Origin of the sequence: Schinkia azotoformans (assembly GCF_035811335.1) — a bacterium.
Taxonomy (GTDB): domain Bacteria; phylum Bacillota; class Bacilli; order Bacillales; family Bacillaceae_J; genus Schinkia; species Schinkia azotoformans.
In genome coordinates this window covers 88,294-112,625 of sequence record NZ_JARSMD010000029.1, presented here as the reverse complement: position 1 = coordinate 112,625, position 24,332 = coordinate 88,294, and the positions used below count along the sequence as shown (strand labels likewise).

The following is a 24,332-nucleotide window of genomic DNA, read 5'->3' as shown; positions in this document are numbered from 1 at the left end:
TTTCTATAAAATATAAAAAGGTAGGCTCTAATTCATGTAAGGAGTGGAGAGGCTTGAAAAACTATCTTAACTACAAAGATATGGTTGATATTTGCAACGAAATAAATGAACAACATATTCCAGCCGAGGATGCTTTTTTAAATAAAATTGATGAGTTATTCGAACATACAAATTTAGAAGGAAAGGAGCTAATTCTTTACTCCTTCAAAGAATTGTTAAAGGTCGTCGATTCTGAGATCAATAATATAGAAAAGAAAGTGAATATTTCTCCAAGCTGCGAAAAAGGCTGCGCCAATTGCTGTTATTTCCCAATTATTACGACAAAATTAGAGGCTAAGCTTATGATTGGCGTGATTAATCGTATGCCTGATGAACGAAGAAACCAAATCATGAACCATTTACAAACATATTTTACCAAACATCATGATGCTATTAATAAACTTTGTTCTATTAATTTTGAAGAAATAAGCGACTTTAAGCTTCAATATATTTCAAGTCAGCTGCCATGCCCTTTGCTGAATGTGGAAACGAATGAATGTATCGCTTATGAAATTCGTCCACTGCCTTGTCGAACATATTTAAATTATTGTAACCCTATCGTTTGTAAAGATGATTTCATTCCAAGTGAACCTTTTAGCTACGAATTTTTACGTGACTATTATATAGAAGCTTTAAATGAACTCGTTCAAACTATACTTTATGAAGATCATGATGATTATGGAATTCAATATCCAGATGATGTATTCCAAGTAGACTATTTGCCTACTTTGTTAAAAAATGAACAATTTATGAAAAAAGCGAAATAGGTACTGATCTATTTCGCTTTTTTTATTTTTTAATCAATATTTGTTTGGCAATATAAGGTATAATAATGGTGAAACTTGTCATATAAGGTGGGTGATTTTTGTGAAAAAAGGAAGATTTGTGGTAAATACTATAATTTCAGCTTCTCTTTTATTATCACTACTTGGTTGTACTTCTGAGCAAACAAACAAGAAAGTTGAACAAAGTAACCCAGATTTAACGACTATTCACATCATTGCGGAATCTCCTGAAGCAATCACTTTATTTCGGATGGAAGAACAAGAAATTTTAGAAAAGTATCATATTAAGCTCGTTTATAATTATCCGCAAAGGATTACAGATCGTTTAGAAGACTATCTTTTCTCAACAGACGATACGTATGATATATTTGTTGTTTTTCCAGCGAAAATACCTTTATATATTGAAAGAAATATGCTCCTCCCACTAGATTCATATATGGCTAAAAACAAAGAATTCGATAATGAAATTATCCCTGTATATCGAAAACTTTATATGAATTATGACAACCATGATTATGGCGTGGTTTATGACGGCGACACCCGCCTACTGTTTTATCGAAAAGACTTATTTGAGAAGTATAATAATGAATATAAGCAACAATTTGGAGTTGACCTTACTCCTCCTGAGACATGGGAGGAATATGAACAGGTTGCAAAATTTCTAACCCGTGACATCGATGGGGATGGAAAAATAGATATATATGGTACGGCAACGCTTAATGCCGATTCGAAGCGGTACATTTGGTTTGCTGAACGTTTCATTTCAATGGGCGGCAAATATTTCGATGAAGACATGCATCCGCTGATCACATCTAAAGAAGGGATTCGTTCCATCGAGGAGCAGATGGCATTAGAAAACAGTGGAGCAACACCACCGCAATCGATGTTTGACTGGGTCGATCTGAACAACGCTTTTCTTCAGGGCAATATTGCTATGGTTGTTCAGTTCAGTGATACGGCAAGGTTTTCATTTGATGAACATGAAGAAACTTGGAATTCAAAAATACCCGGTAAGGTTGGATGGTCATTAGTTCCAGGAGAAACCCCAGAATCATCTAGAGGTGGTACCTGGATCGGTCGTGTCCTTTCCATATCAAAAGACTCCAAACACCCGGATCAAGCTTGGCAGGTTATTGAACATATCACATCATTTGATGCTAGTAAGGATGCAATTGGATCATTTGAAACAATCAATGACCCTTATCTTAATAGTCATTTAACAGCAAGTGGGAAGGGCCCTTTCCCTAGTGAAAAAATGAATCAAAACTTTCTGGATACGGTAAAAGAAAGCCTAGAAAATCCGAATGTCGATTTAATGATCCCAGGCGGTTGGGAGTATATGCAAGTGTTAGACCACTACTTAAATCTTGCGATGATTGGCAAAATTACTCCAGAAGAAGCACTTCAAAGCACAGCTGGTGAGTGGGAGAAAATTACCGACAAGTTCGGTCGAGAAGAACAAAAAAGATTTTATAAAGAATGGTTACAAAAACTGGAGGAAATAAAAAATGTTAGCAAAGAGAAATAGCATTACATTTCGAATATGGCTAACGATGAACGCCCTTCTTCTAATATGTATTGTTTCACTTGGCTCCATGTATCTTTATCATGAAGCCGATAATTTAGAAGATGGGTTAAGAAGTGAAGGACGTACAGCAGCAACTACTTTACGTTCAGCCATTTCTCTTTCAATGCTTAATGAAGATTATAGCAGCATCTCTCCCCTTGCTTACTCACTATTGGATCAGCCAAATATTCAGTATGTTATCGTAAGAGATCAGGCTGGGACAGTTGTGAATCAAAAAGGAGAAACATTTACAAATAAGGAACTATTTATTGAAACCGTGCCATTAGTTTATTTTAATTCGGATTTGGGTGAAATTGAAATCGCCCTTAAAAAAGATAATTTATTGTCAAAACAAAGGGATTTATACACATATACAATCTTGATTATGTTAATTGTTTCTGCTTGTTCCATGTTCATTTCCATTATTTTGAGCAGAAAATTGACTTTACCATTAAAGGAACTCATGGCTGCAACAAAAGCTATGAGTGAAGGAAAACGCCATATACAGGTAAAAGAAGTGGGTACGAATGAAGTCCATTCCTTATCTGTCGTCTTCAATCAAATGGCAACAACGATTGAGCAAAATGAGGATAATTTGAAAAAGGAAGTATTACGGGCGACTACTAGACTCTCTGAAAAAGTGAAGCAATTAAAAACGCTCGGTAATATTTCTCAAGCTGTACTAAAACAAAATTTAAGTCACTATGATGTTGTAAGTATTATATTAAAAGAAATAAAAGCGTTTATTAATCCCGACAGACTTTCAATCTCATTATTCGAGGACAATAAAGATATTGTTTATATTTACTATATTACACATAATAACAGTATTACGATAGGTGAAGTCCCGTATACTGATACCCCCTTTGAAATCGTAGCAAAAACACACAAGCCCTTTGTTCGGAATGACCTTTCAATGAACAAAATATTACCTTGTGAACAAGTTCCATTAAGACAGGGCATCAAATCAACGATTTCATTGCCATTAATTATTAACGAAAGAGTTATCGGAACATTAAATATAGGAAGCCTACAAAAAAACTTTTTTAACGAAAATGGCAAGGAAGATACACTCACCGTTTTCGCAAATCAGATTGCAATTGCGATAGATCGAGTTTCAGCATATGAATCATTAAAAATTTCTGCTTATCACGATTATCTAACAGATTTGCCAAACTATCGCTATTTTAAAGCAAGTTTGAACAGAGCTTTAACGTCGATTAAAAATCAAAGTAATTCCTATATGCTTGGAGTCATGTTTCTAGACCTAGATCGTTTTAAAATTATTAATGATTCACTTGGACATGAATTTGGCGACCTTCTATTAAAACATGTTGCTCATCTTATTGATTCATGTGTTGAACCTGATCATACTGTTGGTAGAATTGGCGGAGATGAATTTATTATCCTCCTGCCTAAAATTAAAGATGGCAATGAAGCGATACAGCTTGCTGAAACAATTACCAATGTGATCAATCATCCGATTACGATATCGGGGTATGAAGTGCACATTACATGCAGTATCGGTATTGCTATCTATCCGACTGACGGCGAGGATGCCGATACACTTATCAAGCATGCTGATATTGCGATGTACAGGGTGAAGGAGTTAGGACGAAATAATTATAGTATTTATTCGCCATTGGAAAAGGACTCCACTTATGAACAGCTTATTTTCGAAAATGATTTAAGAAAAGCATTGGAGCGAAATGAATTTACAGTCTATTATCAGCCAAAGGTGAATATCCAAACTGGAAAAATTAGTGGCATTGAAGCACTTGTTAGATGGATTCATCCGGAAAAAGGAATTATCCCTCCTGGCAAATTCATCTCCATTGCAGAAGAAACTGGGCTGATTATTCAAATCGGAGAATTTGTTCTAAGAACTGCCTGTAGGCAAGTGGTAGAGTGGCAGAAGAATGGAATGCATCCTATCATTGTCTCAGTCAATTTATCGACCAAACAGTTTTTACAAACAAATCTGGTTAAAATGGTCGAAGAAATCTTATATGAAACCGGACTTGCCCCGAGCCAGCTTGAGCTTGAAATAACAGAGAGTATGACAGTGGACTTTAATCAAGCCATTACTACACTTAATCATTTAAAACAATTAGGGATCCAAATTAGTGTTGATGATTTCGGTACAGGCTATAGCTCGCTTAATTATTTAAGAATGCTGCCAATCGACCGCCTAAAAATTGATCGTTCTTTCATTAGTGATATTACGACAAATGCTGAAAATGCTGCCATTGTCTCGACGATCTTAACGATGGCTTATAACTTGAAATTGGATGTTATTGCTGAAGGTGTTGAGGAGGAAAATCAAGTGGACTTCCTTCAAAAAATAAATTGTGATGAAGTCCAAGGTTATTATTTCGGTCATCCACTTCCAGCCGACGAACTGGAGCAAAAATTTCCTGAAATTTACGACAAAGCTAAGCTTTGGACTAAGGTTATTGACTAATATAAAAAACCGAACTAGACACAAAGTTGTTTAAAAATAGACACAGAGATGTTATAATTAAAATATTCAGATAAGATGAAACAGAAGGGAAGTATTTGGATTTGTATCGTGCTGGGACTGCTTTATTACTTGGGTTAGGTTTAATTTTAGTTGAAGCGTATATTGTTATGGTCATTAAAGATTACAGTGCGGTCAGACTGGGTACTATTGGGCAATTCTTAACTGTGTGGGTTATTAATTCTTTATTGGCTTTCGCGATTTTGACAGACATCAAACAATGGTTGTCCAAGCGCGATAATACAGATTTACAACACGAACTTTAATAACATGATATTTTCGGGGGCTGTTCAATAAGAACGGTCTCTTTTTTCGTCTATAACATTATTGCATACCCATTATTCAAAATATATATTTTCAAAATAGGCTGACAACTCTTATAATGAAAATATTAAAGAAAAATAGAGATAAAAAAATATTTTTATGTTCAGGAGAGAACTATCTTATTTAGAAACGATTTAATTTAGGAGGAAATAGAAAATGACTAAATATGTAAAAATCGGTAATTTACAGGTAGCTTCGATCCTTCAAGACTTTATTAATCATGAGGCCCTTCCTGGAACACGGGTCACCTCTGAACAATTTTGGAACGGCTTAGAATCACTAATAAAGGATTTATCACCCGAAAATAAAGCATTGTTATCCCGTCGGGACGAGCTGCAAAGAAGAATTAATGAATGGCATTTGAAAAATAAGGATTCGTTTGAATTTGAAAAGTACAAATCCTTTTTACAAGAAATTAATTATCTTGAACAAGACGTGGAAGATTTCGAGATTGCTACTCAAAATGTAGATGATGAGATTGCTATCCAGGGCGGCCCTCAGCTTGTAGTGCCAGTTGATAATGCCCGCTATGCAATCAATGCAGCCAATGCACGTTGGGGAAGTCTTTATGATGCGCTTTATGGGACAGATGCCATTAGTGAAGAAAATGGAGCAGATAGAAGCGGTGCTTATAACCCTCTACGTGGTGAGCTTGTTATTAATTTCGCTAAAGATTTCCTTGATCAAACAATTCCTTTAAACAATGGGTCCCATAAGGAAGCTGCAGCATACCAAATCGTAGATAATCAATTATATGTGCTTCTTACTAATGGAGAAACTACAACTCTTAAAGACAAAGAAAAAGTGATTGGGTATCAAGGGGAAGCCCAAAACCCTTCCGCAGTATTATTTAAAAATAACCGCCTTCATTTTGAAATTCAAATCGATCGAGAGCATCCCATTGGTAAAACCGATCAAGCAGGCGTAAAAGATGTGCTTATGGAAGCTGCAACGACAACGATTATGGATTTTGAAGATTCCATCGCAGCTGTTGATGCTGAAGATAAAGTAGGCGTGTATCGCAATTGGTTGGGTCTTATTAAAGGAGACCTCGCAGCTACTTTCCAAAAAGGCACTAAAACAATGACACGGGTTATGAATTCTGACCGCACTTATACATCCCTAACTGGTGATACTATTACGCTGTCTGGAAGATCATTAATGTTTTGCCGTAATGTAGGACATTTGATGACAAGCAATGCTGTTTTAGATCAAAATGGAGAAGAAGTTCCAGAAGGAATTTTAGATGCAGCGATTAGCAGTTTAATTTCAACACATGAGTTGATCGGAAATTCTAAACATGTAAATTCACAAAAGGGTTCAATCTATATCGTTAAACCAAAAATGCACGGTTCCGAGGAAGTTGCCTTTGCCAACAAGCTGTTTGAACGTGTTGAAGATATCCTTCAGCTGGAACGCAACACCATTAAAATCGGTGTTATGGACGAAGAGCGCCGCACTTCATTAAATTTGAAAAATTGCATTTATGAAGTTAAAGACCGGATCGTATTCATTAATACAGGATTCCTTGACCGTACAGGTGATGAAATGCATACATCAATGGAAGCTGGTCCAATGATTCGTAAAGGTGATATGAAGTCTGCTACATGGCTTGGCTCTTATGAAAAATCAAATGTAAATGTGGGCTTAACTTGTGGACTTCAAGGCCACGCCCAAATCGGTAAAGGAATGTGGGCTATGCCAGATTTAATGGCCGAAATGCTAAAGCAAAAGATCGGCCATCTAAAAGCAGGCGGTAATACAGCATGGGTACCATCACCAACGGCTGCCACACTACATGCATTGCACTATCATCAAGTAAATGTAATTGATATTCAAAATGAAATTGCTAAAAACATTACGGACCTGCGTGATGATATTCTACAATTGCCTGTCGCAGAAAATCCAAATTGGTCACCTGAGGAAATCCAACAAGAGCTTGATAATAACTGCCAGGGTATTCTCGGCTATGTTATTCGTTGGGTAGAACAAGGTGTTGGGTGTTCTAAAGTACCGGATATCAACAATATCGGATTAATGGAAGACAGAGCAACACTTCGTATTTCCAGCCAACATGTTGCGAACTGGTTACACCATGGAATTTGTACGAAGGAACAGGTGGAAGAAACATTGAAGCGAATGGCAAAAGTTGTTGATGAGCAAAATGCAGGCGATTCTGCCTATCGTCCAATGGCACCTGATTATGACAGCTCTGTAGGCTTTCAAGCTGCTTATGACCTTATCTTTAAAGGCTATGATCAACCAAGCGGTTACACTGAGCCGATTCTACATCAAAGACGTGCGGAGGCAAAAGCTAAATTTGCCGTTCAAAATTAAGAAAAGCGGAAGCACCCGCTGGGGGCTGGAGCTAGACAAGTAAAAAAGACATGAGGGCATTTAAGTGCCTTCATGTCCAATTAATGTTGATTACCCGTAAACTTTTTTGCTATATCTATAAATTCTTGAACAGCAAAGGACTGGTATTTATTTTTCTTCCAAATCATCCCTAGCTCTAAATAAATTTCCGGATGTTCAAAAGGGATGGCAACAATATCATTTTTTAATTCCTGACAAATCTTGCTTGGCAACAATGCAATCCCTAGTTTTGCTCCGACCATCTCAACAATAAAGTCCTTCTGAGAGGTTTCACAGACAACATTTGGTGTAAATTCATTTTTCAAACAAACATCTAGGATTCGATCATGAAGTGAAAAATCTTTTCGATATAGGATAAACGGTTCGTTTTCTAACTGAGAAAAACTGATAACTTGATTAGCGGCTAACGGGTTTTCTTTGTGAACGATAACCATTAAGGGATCTTTTAAAAGTTTAATAACTTCAAAGCTATCATTTTTAATCGGGATATTACAAATTAATCCAATATCTAAATTTCCATCCTCTACTCCCTCTTTTATTACCTTTGAACCAACTTCAGTAAGATGTATGTCAATTAAAGGGGAAGTTTCTTTATATTGACTGATTAAAGCGGAGAAAAAAGCCGCTCCCATGATTGGTGGGATCCCAATTTTAACTTCACCTTTCTTTAATTCAGCAATATTATTCAATTCCGATGTCAAATTATGAAAGGCATCTAATACATTTTTTGTATTAATTAAGACAGCCTTCCCAGCATCTGTAAGCTCAAGTTGTTTTGGCGAACGATAAAATAAAGGAACCCCCAACTCACCTTCTAAATTTTGAATTGCCTTACTTAAAGATGGCTGGGATACATGTAGTGTTGATGCTGCCTTTGTAAAGCTTAAGTGTTTGGCTACCTCAGCAAAGTATTCTAAATGCCGAATATCCAATTCATTCACCCCGTTTTAAGCTCTGTCAAACCTATAATCATCTTTTATATACTTACCTATAAAGTGAATAATTCGGTCCTCATAAGCTTTCTTTTGATGTTTGTAATTTCGAATATGTCCACCTTTTTTTGTAATCCATAATTCCGCATTAGGAGCATTATGATAGATTTGCTCACTTTCTTTGTACGAAATAGCCCCGTCCTTTTTGCTATGAATGAGCATTAAGCCCTTGTCCTTATAGGCTTTAGCTGCAACGTACGGTTTAACCTCTTTTAAATCTAAATCAAGAAAAACATTTTCCGCAATATCGATCATATACTTGCCAATCGGATTGGGAAGACCTGTCCAGTACGTAAAGTTTTTCTTCGTGTATTCCTCCAAGTCCGCGAATGGGCTGTCAGCGATAACAGCCTTCACATCATCTGACTCGCTTCCGACTATGATCGAAGTGGCTGCTCCCATTGACCAACCGATAAGGGCAATATTATGAATTCCTTTTGTTTCTTTTACATATTGAATAGCTGACATTAAATCCGTTCTTTCTTTTGCTCCGATCGTTGTGTAGCTTTTCTCCGACTCACCGCTATTGCGGAAATCATACATAAACACATGAAAGCCTTCAGTTGAAAACCTTTTTGCAAGTTTAAGCGTATCAATCGGCATATTTTCTCTGTTATCTCCATAGCTGTGGGAAAAAATCACAGCCTTCTGGCTAATAAAATCATGATTAGTACTTGGAATCCACCAACCTTTTAATCGGACATCATCATAAATATTAGGAAAGGTTACATTCTCATATTCTAAATCATATTTAGAAGGTAGCTGCAAGATGGCAAGTTTCATCGGGTTCATGACCTTATAACCTGTATATACCGATACCCCGGTTACAACGATAATTAATACTAAAAAGACTATTAAAACGTCTAATAATAGGGCTCTTCTTTGATCCTTTGTTAAAATAAAGATTGATCTCATGATGGCTCACCAATTCTGCTTTCATCTTTTATATTTATTATTATAATATATTTTCAGAAAAATGAGTTAAAAACAAGCAAAAAAGCGTCTCAATTTTAAAAATTGGAGACGCTATATAATGTTATAATATTCACAAATTATAAGACAATGCAACCGTGCGTATCGCTTATAATAAAAATTACTCAACATTTATTAGATATCTTTTTGTTATATTAATATCATTATGTCCAGCAAGCTGGGCCACTACTGCAATATCTAACCCTTTTTCAATTAAATCCCTGCAAAATGTATGACGCAATTTATGAGGATTAATTTCATATTTTTCTAACATATATTGAATAGATCTTGTCGTTAATCGATTATTCTGTTTTGAAATAAATAACGGTCCTTCATAATCCTTCGGTAGCGTTTCCAAATAATTCTTCAAAACTTTCAGCGCATCCTTTGGAATCGGGACTATTCGTTTCTTATCCCCCTGGGGATTCGTAATCGTTACTGTTCCTATTTGTCCATTTATATTAATATCACTGCGATCTAAATTACATAATTCAGTTAACCGTACCCCCGTATACAAAAGCATGTGCACGATTGTAGTATTTCGAATATCTTTATCTTTTTCTACATCTTTTAAAAGCTTTATCCGTTCATCTTCTTTTAAAAACTCAGGGATAGTTTGATAAATATTTTTTTCTTTTTCCTTACGTTTAATATTATCCGCCATTGCAGGATGCTCCAGGAATTGGGCAAATACACGAATAGTAGCATAAATTTTGTCAATTGTTGATGCACTTTTTCCTTCTGCCTCAAGCTCATTCATATAGTTTTGAATACTGCTATGATTAAGCTTCCCTAAACTTAAATTTCTTTCTTCCAACCAATAACTCAATTTTTGAATAGCACTTTTGTAAGTATGAATTGTATTAGGAGATTTCTCTTGATGAAATAGCCATTCTTCAAAACCATCTATTAGACTAGCATCTGAATTCAAATTGATCACCCCATTACCAGACTATTACCATTATACTCTTATTATTCGTGGAAGTAAAATAATAACATGGAATTATCGGAATTCTTTAATCAAATACGCCAATGAAGTTAAACCTTTTCAACCTTAACCGTGCGGTTTCTTCCTAAATTTTTCGCACAATATAGAGCATCATCTGCTTTTACAATCATTAATTTGGGCTCCGGATTTACAGTTTCACTGGACACAACCCCGACACTAATGGTTACATATTTACTAACTTTTGATTGGCTATGAAGGATCTTTATATCTTCAACGGCCTTTCTAACTTTCTCAGCGACCTTGGCAGCACCTTTCAGGTCTGTTCCAGGAAGAACAATGGCGAATTCTTCTCCCCCATATCTTGCAAACAAATCACTTGAACGATTAATTTTCGGGCTTATCGTGCTGGCAATAAGCTTCAAACAATCATCGCCTGCCTGATGACCATACGTATCATTGTATAATTTAAAGAAATCAATATCGAATAAAATAAGTGAGATGGGCAGACCGCTATCTATGGATCGCGCACATTCAACTTCCATGAACTCATCGAACCTCCGTCGGTTCGCAATTCCCGTCAGCCCATCCATTGTTGATAACTGTTTAAGGAATTCATTGGTTCGCTGAAGCTTTTCTTCAAATAATTTTCGCTCTGTAATATCTCGGGAAACAGCGATGAATCCAGCAATTTTATTTTCTTCTTGGTCATAAAAGGCTTTTATCGTGCTTTCCAAAAAAATAAAGTTCCCATTTTTCGTTTGCATTTCATAGCTAAAGGTATATATTTCACCTTTTTTCAAATTTAACACCCGATGATCCACTAAATTAATAATGCTTCTTGTTTTCGGCGGATTTTCAACGAAGCTTTTCATTAATTCATTGGGTGTATAGCCGAGGATGTTTTCAACTATAGGCGAAATATACACAATCGAACCGTCTGCGTTATGGCGTGAAATGATATCTGTTGAGTTTTCTGTGATAAATCGATAACGTTTTTCGCTTTCAATCAAATCCATCTCAACCTGTTTTTGTTTTGTAATATCGATCGCATATCCAATAATTCCGACTACCACATGATCAACAATGATTGGAACAGCCGTTACATTCATATCGAGTAAATGCCCATCCTTATGAACAATCTTCGTGTAAAAACTAACGGAATTCCCTTGTAGTACTTTTGAAAATTGCTCATTAATAATGGGATATTGGTTTTTATCAATAAAACTATAGATTGGTTTTCCAATAAGGTCCACTACCTTATAACCAGAAACTGTTTCCGTAACTTTATTTAACTTATGAAAATGCCCATAAAGATCTAATGAAAAGCAAATTTCTGGATTATTCTCAAATAATGATTGATAGCGTAGCTTACTTTCTTTTAATTCCGTATTTAGCTTGATTAATTGATCCTTAAAATTAATTTCATTCGTTTTATCGGTTATGATTGAGAATAATAGTTTTCTTCCTCTAATATTAACAACCGATGAAAATACTCCTACATCCCTAATTGTTCCGTCAACTAATCTATGTTTAAATATAAATTCTTTATTTTCACCACGTTGAACTTGCTCCATTCTTTTGAACAGCTCCCCATTGGTTAAACTATTTATATCCTTTATTTTCATTTCTTTTAAAATTTCAATTGGGTAACCATAAAATTTGCTAGCCGCCGGATTGGCGTCTATTATTCTTCCGTCATTTTCAGGGTCAATTAATAGCATGATCGCACTATGGGAGTTAAAGATATCGGTCCATAGATCATTTTTGTATAGTAATGCCTCTTCAAAAAGCTTAGTACTCGTTATATCGAATAATGTAGCAAAACCAATATACTCACCATTTTGATTAACAGTGGTTGTTCCTACTTTTAGCCAACGAACTTCATTACTTTTTGTATAAAATTTATACGTATACTCTTTAGTAGGCATTTTATTTATCAATCTATTATGAATGCCGGTCATAAAAGGCTCTTTTGCATCCTCTTCAAAGAAATCCCAAACGTATTTATTTTCAAGATCTTCCTCGTTATATCCGCTCATTGTAAAAAATGCTTCATTCGCATATATGAATTTTTCTTTATATAAAACCATTGGAACTGGAGATGCATTTAAAAAATTAAATTCCATTTCATTCTCGCTCCTTTTGGAAGACTCCACTTTTGAGAAAAATATCCTTCTTTACATTTTAATATAAGATTTGTCTCTATATAATACTTTTATTCTTTGTTCCTTAATTTGTAACAGACTGCCTAATCATTAAGCCTTTCAAAATTTTATAATTATAATAATGGATTGCATTTGATTATGGGACAGGATAGGTGATTAAGAGTGGAAAAAAAAGGACATCCACATGGAATGGGACATGGAACGATGATCGATTATAATTTGAATCCATTTATAGTAATTTGGGAGGTTACAAGAGCCTGCCAATTAAAATGTGTTCATTGCCGTGCTGATGCACAAACGACACCAGACCCGAATGAATTAAGCCATGATGAAGGAATTAAACTAATTGATCAAATTTATGAAATGGATAATCCAATGCTTGTATTTACAGGTGGAGACTGTATGATGCGGGAGGACCTATTCGAACTTGCTGATTATGCAGTTAAAAAAGGAATGCGAGTTTCTATGGTACCTAGTGCCACTGATAATGTTACTAAGGAAAAAATGGAAAAGGCAAAATCTGTCGGTCTTTCCCGCTGGGGCTTCAGCCTCGATGGACCAACACCTGAAATCCATGACCATTTCCGAGGCACACCTGGTTCATTCAAGCTTACTTTAGAAAAAATTAAATATTTAAATGAACTTGAAATGCCACTGCAAATAAATACGGTCATTTCCCGCTACAATTATCATCATCTCGAACAAATGGCCGAGCTTGTCAAAGATTTAAAAGCAGTGATGTGGTATATATTCTTACTTGTTCCGACTGGTCGAGGTCAACTCGAAGATTGCCTAACATCGGCTGAACATGAAAAGGTATTTTTATGGCTATATGAATTGAGTAAAACAGCACCCTATGATATTAAGACTACCGCTGCCCAACATTATCGTCGCGTAGTTATTCAACAAAAAGCAAAAGAACATAAAATTGCCAAAGGTGAAATTCACTATGAAGATAGTATTACGACAGATGCTGCCTCTCTAGTAGATGGCCTAAAACGTGCACCTAAAGGGGTAAATGACGGTAATGGCTTCATCTTTGTTTCTCATACCGGCGATGTTATGCCAAGTGGATTATTGCCGCTTGTGGTGGGAAATGTGCGGGAAACTTCTTTAAAGGAAATTTATCGTGAAGCACCAATATTAAAAGAATTGCGGAATCCAGACCTTTATAAAGGAAAATGCGGTGTATGTGAGTTCCGAAATGTATGTGGTGGCTCCCGTTCCAGAACATATGCAATCACCGGTGATTACTTAGAAAGCGAACCTTTCTGTGTCTATATACCGGAAGCCTTACGGAAAAAGGCCCAGCCATCGGTATAGAGAGTTAGTTATTAAATAGCTGTCAAATCGTTGACAGCTATTTTATTTTTGCGACATGGGGACAGGCACCACCCAGCAGTCCGTACTTCACTTTAAAGCGCTCAAGGATGGTTTTCCACCTTGTACTAAAGACGTACAGGAAAAATAGATTGGATAGGGCATGGGCTAAATCAAAATAAAAGCTTGATACCATACCAGCTACCACCATACCCAGCGTTATATTCTCCCCAAACCCGACAAGATACCATAAATCCATAATCCAGCCGAATAGAAAGCCCCAGATAAAGCCAAATGGGAGTAATAATAGCCTTCTCCGAGGCCAGAGCCAATCCTTTAATAGTCCAGCCGAAAGCCCCATCATCCCCCATGAAAACATTTGCCAAGGCGTCCACGGCCCTTGCCCAAGAAATAAATTAGATACTAACGCTGCAATTGCCCCAACTAAGAAGCCCGTTTCTGCACCAAATACAATAGCCGCGATAATAATTACAAACGAAGTGGGCTGAACGCTAGGTATGGCGGCAAAGGGGACACGGCTAACAGCAGCAATTGCAGCTAAAATGGCAATTAACACAATTCCTCTTGAATCAAGCTCTTTCCTTTCAAACCGAGCAAAAAAAGGAAACATGATAACAAACAAGGTCAAAAAACTAAGAAGCATATAATGGTCTCCTTCTAGGAGCACCATTACAAACAATAAAAGAACGACTAATAATGTGGAAATAATTAATAGCAGCCTACTGCGTCCCATGCCTTTAACACATCCTCATAATTTAGTGCTTGAGGGAGATCGCCTCGCACCAGCCGATTAATAGCTGTTGTATAAAAATAATTGTCGCTAAACATCTCTTTCGCCGTACCTTCGGCCACAATCGAACCTGCAAACAAAAGTGAACAATGATCCGCGTATTTTGCAGCAAATTCAATATCATGTGTAACCATTAATATGGAGATCCCCTTTCGTTGCAGCTCCTTTAATAAATTACCAACATCCAACTTCAATATCGGGTCAAGTCCCTTTGTCGGCTCATCAATTAATAAAATCTCTGGATTTTTCAATAAAACACTAGCCAGCGCCAGCTTTTGTCTTTCTCCCCCGCTCAAATCATAAGGGTGTTTATGCAACGCCCTCTCTAACCCAAAAAATTCAATCGCTTCGGCCAAAGCATTAGTGGAACGTTTTCCATCAACCAATTCTTCAGCAACAGTTAACTCTTCTTTTACGGTGTCTTGCGTAAAAAGGGCCAGTGGATTTTGTGATAGATAGCCTATTTTGTTATAACGTTCTCGTACTTTCATTTTATGTAGGGGGTGACCCTCGATCAAAACCTTTCCACGTCTCGGATTCTCTATACCGGCTAAAATCTTAAGCAACGTCGACTTCCCAGCACCATTTCCACCGATAATCGCTGAAAACATCCCCTTCGTCATTCCATACTGAACACCTTCCAGCACCATCTTGCCACTTCGATCATATTGAAAAAAAACATCCTTACATTCAAGAATCGAAGTCCCTGTTACTTCTTTTTTATTAATTAATAAATTCCCTTGCACCCCTTTTGGAAAATGCCGATCATTTTGCTTTGAAAGCCATTTTCGCCCCTCTCTAACAGTAATCGGAACTTGATCCTGTAACAGCCAGTTTTCGTCACTGATCAGAAATAGCTTCGTAATTTCAGGTAAATATTGAAAGTAAGCATCATTTTTGTCAATTTGCTTAATAACTTGTTGTGGTGTGCCCTGTAGCTTTATTTTTCCATCCTCTAAAATGACAACACGGTCAACAATCGGAAAAACTTCCTCTAATCGATGTTCAATAATGACAATGGTCGTATTAAACTCCTGATTGATGCGATGAATCATTTGCAAAAATTCCCGCGCAGCAATTGGATCAAGCTGAGCTGTTGGTTCATCTAAGAGCAAAACCCGTGGCTGTAAAAGCAAGACTGAAGCTAAATTTACAAGCTGCTTTTGTCCGCCAGAGAGCTCATGAATGGATAGGTTCAACCAAGCTTCAATGCCAAAAAACGAAGCCATTTCTGCCACTTTTTTTCGAATATCAAAGGTTGAATAACCAAAGTTCTCTAATGAAAAAGCAAGCTCATGCCAAACTGTACTAGTCACAATTTGATTTTCCGGGTCTTGAAAAACAATCCCGATTTCTTTTGCGGTAATAACGGATGGAATGGAGTCCATTTCTTTTTGATCAAAATAAATACTGCCAGATCTCGTTCCAATAGGGGCAATCTCTTTTTTCATTTGCCTTAGAAGGGTAGTCTTTCCACATCCCGTTGGACCGCAAAGTAACACCATTTCACCTTCTTCAACTAGTAGGGATATATCTTTTAATAATCGCTTATCCTCACCCGCATACGTAAAGGAAAAGTTTCTTATTTCGATAAGCGCCATTTACAGTACTCTCTCCCTTCAATAAAATGAGGTGTGAATAAAAACAATAGAACTAAAACAAATAAATTATTTTCACGATTTGAAAGGGGCAGTGCTTCTAGCTGTGGGTAGATTTCCAGTTTCCCATAGCCTGATATTCCTTGGATAATGAAAATAACCATAAGCAGACTGAACCAAATAAGAAAAAAAACATCCTGCTTATAGAAACGATATACATTAAATGAACTTCGTTTTCCTAGTCCATATCCTCGCGCCTTCATCGAATCAGCTGTTTGCAACGCTTCTTCCATTGACCATGTCATCAATATAAACAGGATGCTCATTCCAGCTTTCGCCCTTTGTTTAATTGTGCCTGACTTTATACTGATTCCTCTAGTTTTTTGGACATTTGCAATTTCTATTAATCTTCGTTTTAATAATGGCACGAAACGAAATGCCATCATAATTAAAAGCGCTGTTTTCGGTGCAAAGGATGAAAATAAATAAATAAATTTATCCTCTGTAATGATGAAATTAAAAGATAAAAAAGTAATTATAATCGTAACGATCGATAACATCATTAAAAAGCCAAACATCATACTTTCTAAAGTGATGGGCTGATCAAATAAGTAAAATAAAATAGTAGCCCCGCGGTGTGAAAACAAAGGATTTATGAGTAAGATGACAACACCAATAAAAATATAAAATTTAGCACCTTTTCGTATTTCTTTTCCACGATTATGGAAAAAATTTAATAGGATTACAGATACTAAGGCTGCAAGTAAAAAATAAGGGTGTATAAACAGCATGCTGATTAAAAATAATCCAATGTAATATAAAAAACATATAGCTGGGTGTAGACTATTAAACCCAAAGGAATTATTCATTCACAGTAGCCCCTAAATCTTTTCCAAGGTCTAGCGTATAAGCCCATTCAATTTTATCTCCGGGTTTTACTTCAGTAGTCCCTGCACCTTTTTTCATAAAAGCGCCATTAACACTGTACATCCATCCACTTTTCGGCCCTTTATCAAATTCATATAGATTCTGAATACCTTCGATGTAGGCTGTTGCACTGGTGCCTCTATATTCCATTTGGATTCGATTTTGTTTTGTCACTTTTTTCAGTACGTCCAGGACTGTATCACCCTCATTAATCGAAACCTTCGTTGCTTTCAAAATGACCCCTGTTTCAGCATCAGCTCTAATTGCAATGGTCGCCTCAGTTATTGGCGTATTTGGTTTTGATTCCTGCTCAACCTTTTGACTAGTGGTTGGCACATTGCTTGGATTGTTCGTTGCTACTTGTTTTGTCTGTTCTTTTTCTTGTGGTTTATCAGCCGTTTCATTTGCTTGTTTTGGTGTATCATTTTTAGGATTAGTCACAGCTTCCTGTTGTTTTTTTACTTGTGGTTCACTTTGTTGCTTTGTTACTACAGCTTCTTTCGTATCTGTTGGTTTTTGCGGCTCTTCCTTACCTGCAGCTTCATCCGTTGGTGAAGCTGCTTTTTCAGTTGTTGAATTCTGACTATTGTCTGTTTTACCCTCTACCTGGAGAAGATCTTCCTTAGATAGTTCCTGCTCGGTATTTTCACTATTGCTATTAGACTGACTGGCATTGTTTGCTCCACAGCCTACAAGAAACGCCGTTATTATTAACATCATAGCTAGTAATCTAATAATTTGCTTCATCCAAAAACCCCTCCATTTAAATAGCTAAAGGAGAACGAAAATACCGTTCTCCATTACCTATTTTATGACTCTTGATTCTGCCATCAATTAGCTTTTTCACTTAAGCGGACGGCAATCACTGCACCCATTTCTCGCGTTACATAATTTTTCGGTTTAAATTGACCACCTTCATAGCCCTTCATAAGATTATGATCGTAAAGGGCTTGAATTGCAGCCTGATTATATGGACTCAAACTTGCGATATCGTTATAGACCGCTGTCTTCGGTTCATTCTCGTTTGCCATTAAATCAAACGCTCGGGCAAGGATAACCGCAACCTGCTCTCTTGTAATTGGATCGTTCGGACTAAAAGTCGTATCGGATGTACCTCTCACGATTCCAAGCTCATTCGCCTTCATAACAACATTGTAATACCATTGTCCAGGCAAAACATCCTTAAATACAATGTTACTTTGTTCGGAAACTTCCCCTTCCAATAAATGAACTAGGATCGCTGTAAATTGTGCTCTTGTTAAATTTTGTTTTGGCGCAAAACGAAGTGGACTTTTCTCTACACCAACCATAACCCCTTTATCAAATACATCATAAATAGATTGATGGGCATAATCTGAGATTTGATCAACGTCAGCAAAATCAGGAATACTAGTTGCGACTTCCTTCTCAATCTCTTGATTTGCAAATTGATAAATGGACGGTAAGTTTTTACTATAATGATCTAGTGCCATCAAAGCTAACAATGCCTGCTCTGACGCAATTTGGTTTGACTTTTCATTCTTCAGATTTGCAAAGCCACCATCTTTTGACTGATATGAAAGTAAATTTTCGACTACATTACCGTTCGCTTTTGTAAATGATGGCCCTTGTGGATCGATACTAGCAGAAGCTAAGGCAATAATGACTTGTGAGGCACTTTCACTATTTTCTTTCCCATCTGCAATAAAGCCCCCACTAGCCTGTTGAACACTGCTTAACCAATTGACAGCTTTATCAATAGCAGTTTTTACTTCTGGCCGGATGTCTTTGTAGTTTACTAAACTGCTAATAGCCATCGCTGTAATGTCAACATCTGAAGCATCACCATTTACTAATGAAAATCCGCCATCTTTGTTTTGGTTTGTTAAAATATTAGCCAAGACTTTTTCTCGATTCCATTTCGCAGTGCTTGGAACTTGATAATTTCCACTATCTAAGGCAATCAGTGCGAAAATCAAACCATTCGTTCCTTGCATTGTCATTCGTTCATTGTTGTAGATTTTTTCGATTAAATCATAACCGCCAATATTCGTTGGGTCACCCCCAAGCGCTTTAACTGTTAACACATAGCGTTCGTAATCAGTGATTTTACGGAAATATCCGTTTGCTTCTTTTATCACCTTACTAATCTCATTTAATACAGCTTGGTTATCAGCTTTTCCAAGACGCGCCATACCAAAGTCTTCCCATTCAGACTGGGTTTTATCAGTTTGAAGGTGTTGAACTAGTTTTTCCAACTCAACCGTCATATCTAACTTATTTTGCTGTTTATTAGCAATTACTGCAAATTTCGTAAAGTGGTCTACTTGACCAGTTATCGTTCCAGTCTTGGCATCAATAACAGTCGGAATTGGAATCCATTGATTTTTCGCTTCGTCAAACCATGCCATTACAAGATGGTCTAAATCATCATCTTCAATTGGGATATTGATAGAAATATAGACTGGCTTCTCAAATTTCGTACCCTTTGGCAAAAATTGATAAACAGAAGACTTAAGATTTCCTTCTATATTTGTAGTAGAAGGAGCTAATTCTTCTATTTTGATTGTTTTTTGCTCTTTTAGTGCGTCTTTTGGAATGACGATTTTTGCTTCATCAACCTTAGGACTAGCAATTACTGTTTCTTCAGTTGGTACGACCGTCCTTTCGATCTTAACAGCATTTGCGTTAAGGGCCTCTTTTAATTTTTGTGCTTCTATAGATGACATTTTTTGTTCTTTATTTAAAACTGCATTTTGTTTTTGTGAATCTGATTTTATTTTTTCAAAAGATTCAAAGACTGCAACAGTAACTCCATCCGGCTTAGCAGTTGCTGCGCTGCCCCCCATAGCCGCTTTTTCTTTCGCCGCATCCTTATCCTCTGTTACATAAACCCATTCAAGTTGGTCTCCATTGCTTAATTTGTATGATCCAGCACCACCACTTGGAAAATAACCATTAACCGAATACTTCCAACCACTTGTTGGACCATGGTCAAATTCGGCTAATCCGTCAATTGCGATTACATATCCTGATGATCCAGAGCCACTTGTTTCAACCCTACCTCCCAGTTCATCCACTAAAGCACTTAATGCAGTTGCACCTTCATTAACTTCCAATGTTTTTGAAGATAGAATAGTTGATTCATGAGTTCTAACTGAAATTGTAATCGATTGTTTCTTATTTTCTCCGGGAGTAGTAGAGCCACCTTGATTATTATCGTTTCCACCTGTTTCATCTATAACTAATGGTGGTAAATTCGATAAGTCATAAATCGAGCCTTTTCCTTCTAAAAATCGCTCATATGAAACAAGCGCAAGTAAACTCTGACCCGTAGGAACTAACTCTGAGTTTCTGTCTTTGAGATTTAAGAAGCCGCCATCTTTATTTTGAAATGATAGTAAGGCATCGAATATATCTTTATTTTCATTTATAAACCCTGCTTCTTCAGGATTTATACCAAGTGTAGATAAGGCGATAATGACCTGTGCGATACTCTGACTATTTTCTTCTCCCTTAATTGACAAAAACCCACCGCTAGGTTGCTGTGAATGTCTTAGCCAAGCCATTGCTTTATCAATGGCGAGTTTTACTTTTGGTTGATCTTGATACTTAACTAAGCTGCTTAGGGTCATTGCTGTCATATCTACGTCAGATGTAGAATTGTCTAATGACCAACCACCACTGCTTAATTGATTATCTAAAATGTATTGAATTAATTTTTCTCTTGTCCATTTTGCAGTTTCTGGAATACTATAGTTCTTGCTATCAAGTGCAAGTAATCCATAAACTACCCCATTCAACCCTTGCATAGTTAAATTGCCATGGTTATAGATTTTTTCTATTAAATTAATTTCATTAAAATTCGATGGGTCTTTGTCTACAATAATTAAGCCAATGACAGACTTTTCAAGGTCCGTGACCTTAGTAAAATTACCGCTATTTGCTCCGACACTCTTTTCAAGACTAGCAATATATGCTTTAGGAATCACTTTTCCTATTTGTCTTAAAGCAAGTGCTCCCTCAAATGTCGGAGGCTCGTCATTGTTTTGAATCCATTGGACCGCTTTTTCTACAGGAGTTCCTTCAGGAAATTGCTCATCTGGTTTTTCAGGCGTAGTCCCTCCATCTGGTGGATTATTGCTTATTGGTATCCCTGCAATTGTGTATTTACCGCCAGGTAGTATTTCATCTGACTCCTCTGCCCAAGACTTATATATGAAGGTCAGAGCATCACCCGCTTTTGGTTTATAAGCTCCTGCTCCTACCGATGCTTCCTCACCGTTAACATAAAAAGCCCAATAAAAGGTTCCTTTAGCGGCAAGACCATTAATTGAAGTGAGCATTGGACCCCAGTCTGTTTCCTCTATCTCTATTGTTTCAGATTCTTGTAGCAATGATAAGGCAGTTGATTCAGATGTCAACCCTACTATTTTTATTGTTTCCTCGGTTGTAAATGTTTTTGAATCGTCTTCCCATGATATATACCTATATGAAAGAGTATCATCAACTTTTGGTATATATGTGCCTGCTCCTTCTGATGCCTCTTCACCATTAACGTAAAAAGCCCAATAGTATGTACCTTCAGCGGCAAGCCCATTAATTGAAGTAATCATTGGGCCCCAGTCTGTTTCATCAATTTCAACTTTTTCTGCCGCATCAATGAGCGTTAAAGCCGTTATCTTGTCAACTGTATCTTGTATCGTTTCTGCAGAAACTCCAACATTAACCCCAGCCAACAACTGCGCCATCAACACAACTATCAAAACTGTCATTCTCAAAAACTTCTTCATGCTTCTCCTCCTGTCTTTTTATCCAACAAAAAACCACCTCGCCCTAATTGGGAAGGTGGTTGCTGGTAACAAAAATATAATCAAAAACACATTTTTATTCGCTCACTACACCTCCCTATTCCTCGTAGGGGTATTGGGTGTTCTCGATTAGGTAGGTCTCCTGACTCATGCCTCAAACGAATCTCATAGCCTTCCCATTTCTTAACAGTGGCTTTACTAGAATGTGAGATTCTTAGCATTTACAGTGGCGGGACCGTATCGGATTTTCACCGAACTTCCCTATTAAGCAACTAATTTGCGCCTAATCAAAACTTTTTTAATTATTAAAAATCATATTACACCTATTTATGCGAATTGTCTATCATTCAATCGACAACTTTTGTCTGAATTTTTAATTCGGCTAGACCATTACTATCAAAAAATGTACTATTATTAATGAATGCATACTGGAGGGTTCATTATGGAGCAGCTAAGCCAACAAAGATATGACGACTTAAAATTAGGAGAACGCGGCGCATATATTAGTATTTTCGCTTATATTATTTTAGCTGTATTGAAGTTGTTCATAGGATTTATGACAAACTCAGAAGCCTTGAAAGCAGACGGATTTAATAATAGTACCGATATCATCTCCTCCGTCGCTGTTTTAATCGGATTAAAAATATCTCAAAAACCAGCAGACAAAGACCATCTATATGGACATTGGAAATCCGAGAATGTTGCCTCCATGGTTGCTTCCTTTATTATGATGGCAGTCGGTCTTCAAGTATTATTTGCTGCCATTACATCTGCCTTTGGGGGAAAGGAAGAACCCCCGGATATCATCTCTGCTTGGACTGGAATTTTCTGTGCTGCCATTATGTTTATCGTTTATTTTTACAATAGGAAGTTGGCAAAGAAAATCAATAGTCAAGCGGTTATGGCTGCCGCGAAGGATAATTTATCAGATGCCTGGGTGAGTATTGGTGCAGCTGTTGGTATTATCGGCTCTCAATTTAACCTTCCTTGGTTGGACCCAGTTGCAGCTATCGTTGTTGGTTTCCTTATTTGTAAAACGGCTTGGGATATTTTCTGTACGGCATCCCATAGCTTAACAGATGGCTTTGACGAAAAGCTGATTGAAGACTATAAAGACACGATTGTACATGTTTTAGGCGTAAAGGATGTAAAGGAGATTAGAGCAAGGAATTACGGTAATAATACCGTTGTTGATATTGTCATCCTAGTAGACTCTAATCTGCCGCTAAAAAAAGCCCATGATATTTCTACAGCAGTAGAAAACATTTTAATGGTGGAACATGATGTATTTAATGTGCATGTTCATGTGGAGCCGATTTGATTAGCTTATTTCGATAATAAATTGCTGGTCTTTACTATCCGCTCCGTTATAAACACGTTCGTTAAAAATAATTTCATCATCATTCATGAATAAAACTGTTGAGCTTCTTGTGCCATAGCCTTCGCTTTTAATAAAAATGGATGATAGCAACCGCTCCAATTCGATGGTTACACCTGTTTTAGGCAGTCTGTCGTCTGGAGCAACATCATTATTTTGGAGAATTTTGAAAAGTGATTCAATCATTGCATCATCTTTTTGAGTCAAAATGTTGAATAGGCTTTCTTTACCATGTACAACCTTGGGCCATTCAGTATTAAGCAGATGATTGCTGACACCATGAATGCCTGGCTCTATTTTCATGGATTTTTTTGTAATGTTTGAAAAGTAGTAAAGCTCATCAGGGCTCCCAACTAACAGATTATAGCCAGGATACAATTCGGAGTTTTCCTCCATTACCTTCATATAATTTTCTGGCATCTTACTACTTTTTAAATAGTTTAATATAAGCTCTCCACGTGAAAGTTTTCCGTCGGTAACCTCTTTAGGATCACGATAGTTCGTAACGGCTGCAAATCGGCCGTTTTTTGTTACCCCCATCCATGTTCCCATTTTTTCTAAATCCCGGCCTGCCAATATTTCAGGATGATCCTCCCAAAAATGAGCAGGTGCCGTCTTTCTTCTGTAAAATTCATCGCGATTGGCTGCAACAATCAACTTGTATGTTGGATGGACATTATAGGCGAATAAAATTAAACACATGATTTAACACAACCTTCATATTTACTTTGTCAATTTTATCATTTTGAACGATCAATCACTAATTAATTGTTCTTCTTAAGTTCTTTATAATTTACTTATTTAGTGTCGTAGATAGC

The 24,332-nt window shown here is 36.8% G+C and carries 17 protein-coding genes and 1 riboswitch; of the genes, 7 read left to right on the top strand and 10 right to left on the bottom strand.

Translation table 11 applies throughout. The features are described 5' to 3' along the window. Nucleotides 1-53 precede the first annotated feature (53 nt). The 5 genes from P9E47_RS18635 to P9E47_RS18615 all read left to right on the top strand — a co-directional run bounded on the left by P9E47_RS18635 (nt 54) and on the right by P9E47_RS18615 (nt 7,573). On the top strand, nt 54-806 hold the full coding sequence (locus P9E47_RS18635) for a YkgJ family cysteine cluster protein (RefSeq protein WP_003332929.1): 753 nt from the start codon (nt 54-56) through the stop codon (nt 804-806). A gap of 100 nt (nt 807-906) precedes the next feature. After that, nucleotides 907-2,352, top strand: a complete 1,446-nt coding sequence (locus P9E47_RS18630) for an extracellular solute-binding protein (RefSeq protein WP_326164320.1) — start codon at nt 907-909, stop codon at nt 2,350-2,352. Then, the gene (locus tag P9E47_RS18625) at nt 2,333-4,855 is read left to right on the top strand and encodes an EAL domain-containing protein (RefSeq protein ID WP_003332931.1); all 2,523 of its coding nucleotides are present in this window, start codon (nt 2,333-2,335) and stop codon (nt 4,853-4,855) included. The genes P9E47_RS18630 and P9E47_RS18625 overlap by 20 nt, the downstream gene beginning before the upstream one ends. A 95-nt stretch (nt 4,856-4,950) precedes the next feature. Continuing rightward, nucleotides 4,951-5,178 carry a hypothetical protein gene (locus tag P9E47_RS18620; protein WP_003332933.1) on the top strand — a complete coding sequence of 76 codons (228 nt, stop codon included), beginning with the start codon at nt 4,951-4,953 and terminating at the stop codon, nt 5,176-5,178. A gap of 214 nt (nt 5,179-5,392) precedes the next feature. Then, nucleotides 5,393-7,573, top strand: a complete 2,181-nt coding sequence (locus P9E47_RS18615) for a malate synthase G (protein WP_003332934.1) — start codon at nt 5,393-5,395, stop codon at nt 7,571-7,573. Nucleotides 7,574-7,653: 80 nt separating this feature from the next. Here the strand turns inward: P9E47_RS18615 and P9E47_RS18610 are convergent, their stop codons facing one another. The 4 genes from P9E47_RS18610 to P9E47_RS18595 all read right to left on the bottom strand — a co-directional run bounded on the left by P9E47_RS18610 (nt 7,654) and on the right by P9E47_RS18595 (nt 12,651). Further along, nucleotides 7,654-8,544: a LysR family transcriptional regulator gene (locus tag P9E47_RS18610; protein ID WP_326164319.1), complete on the bottom strand. Its 891-nt coding sequence runs from the start codon at nt 8,542-8,544 to the stop codon at nt 7,654-7,656. 15 nt (nt 8,545-8,559) lie between these two features. Beyond that, on the bottom strand, nt 8,560-9,519 hold the full coding sequence (locus P9E47_RS18605; protein WP_003332936.1) for an alpha/beta hydrolase: 960 nt from the start codon (nt 9,517-9,519) through the stop codon (nt 8,560-8,562). A gap of 178 nt (nt 9,520-9,697) precedes the next feature. Next, a complete protein-coding gene (locus tag P9E47_RS18600) occupies nt 9,698-10,516 on the bottom strand; it encodes a tyrosine-type recombinase/integrase (RefSeq protein WP_407697206.1) in 819 nt (272 codons plus the stop codon). Between the two features lie 98 nt (nt 10,517-10,614). Further along, a complete protein-coding gene (locus P9E47_RS18595) occupies nt 10,615-12,651 on the bottom strand; it encodes a sensor domain-containing diguanylate cyclase (RefSeq protein WP_003332938.1) in 2,037 nt (678 codons plus the stop codon). Between the two features lie 243 nt (nt 12,652-12,894). On the opposite strand from P9E47_RS18595, the gene P9E47_RS18590 reads away from it, so the two are divergent. Beyond that, nucleotides 12,895-14,013: a TIGR04053 family radical SAM/SPASM domain-containing protein gene (locus tag P9E47_RS18590; protein ID WP_326164337.1), complete on the top strand. Its 1,119-nt coding sequence runs from the start codon at nt 12,895-12,897 to the stop codon at nt 14,011-14,013. 37 nt (nt 14,014-14,050) lie between these two features. Here P9E47_RS18590 and P9E47_RS18585 read toward each other — a convergent pair whose 3' ends face one another. The 5 genes from P9E47_RS18585 to P9E47_RS18565 all read right to left on the bottom strand — a co-directional run bounded on the left by P9E47_RS18585 (nt 14,051) and on the right by P9E47_RS18565 (nt 22,118). Next, complete coding sequence (locus tag P9E47_RS18585) at nt 14,051-14,764, bottom strand: ECF transporter S component (RefSeq protein WP_051015830.1); 714 nt, start codon at nt 14,762-14,764, stop codon at nt 14,051-14,053. After that, nucleotides 14,740-16,422 (bottom strand): ABC transporter ATP-binding protein, encoded by a 1,683-nt coding sequence (locus P9E47_RS18580; protein ID WP_003332941.1) that lies wholly within the window; start codon nt 16,420-16,422, stop codon nt 14,740-14,742. Before P9E47_RS18580 ends, P9E47_RS18585 begins: the two co-directional genes overlap by 25 nt. Beyond that, nucleotides 16,404-17,288 carry an energy-coupling factor transporter transmembrane component T gene (locus P9E47_RS18575; RefSeq protein WP_003332942.1) on the bottom strand — a complete coding sequence of 295 codons (885 nt, stop codon included), beginning with the start codon at nt 17,286-17,288 and terminating at the stop codon, nt 16,404-16,406. The genes P9E47_RS18580 and P9E47_RS18575 overlap by 19 nt, the downstream gene beginning before the upstream one ends. Then, nucleotides 17,281-18,093 (bottom strand): DUF4430 domain-containing protein, encoded by an 813-nt coding sequence (locus P9E47_RS18570; RefSeq protein ID WP_326164318.1) that lies wholly within the window; start codon nt 18,091-18,093, stop codon nt 17,281-17,283. The genes P9E47_RS18575 and P9E47_RS18570 overlap by 8 nt, the downstream gene beginning before the upstream one ends. Before the next feature lie 83 nt (nt 18,094-18,176). After that, on the bottom strand, nt 18,177-22,118 hold the full coding sequence (locus tag P9E47_RS18565; RefSeq protein ID WP_326164316.1) for a DUF4430 domain-containing protein: 3,942 nt from the start codon (nt 22,116-22,118) through the stop codon (nt 18,177-18,179). Nucleotides 22,119-22,251: 133 nt separating this feature from the next. Then, a riboswitch (cobalamin riboswitch) is annotated at nt 22,252-22,438 on the bottom strand. A 140-nt stretch (nt 22,439-22,578) separates the two neighbouring features. Between P9E47_RS18565 and P9E47_RS18560 the strand changes: the two genes are divergently transcribed. Next, nucleotides 22,579-23,457 carry a cation diffusion facilitator family transporter gene (locus P9E47_RS18560; RefSeq protein ID WP_326164315.1) on the top strand — a complete coding sequence of 293 codons (879 nt, stop codon included), beginning with the start codon at nt 22,579-22,581 and terminating at the stop codon, nt 23,455-23,457. On the opposite strand, the gene P9E47_RS18555 is transcribed toward P9E47_RS18560, so the two are convergent. After that, nucleotides 23,458-24,216, bottom strand: coding sequence for an NRDE family protein (locus tag P9E47_RS18555; RefSeq protein WP_003332947.1), 759 nt, complete (start codon nt 24,214-24,216; stop codon nt 23,458-23,460). Nucleotides 24,217-24,332 lie beyond the last annotated feature (116 nt).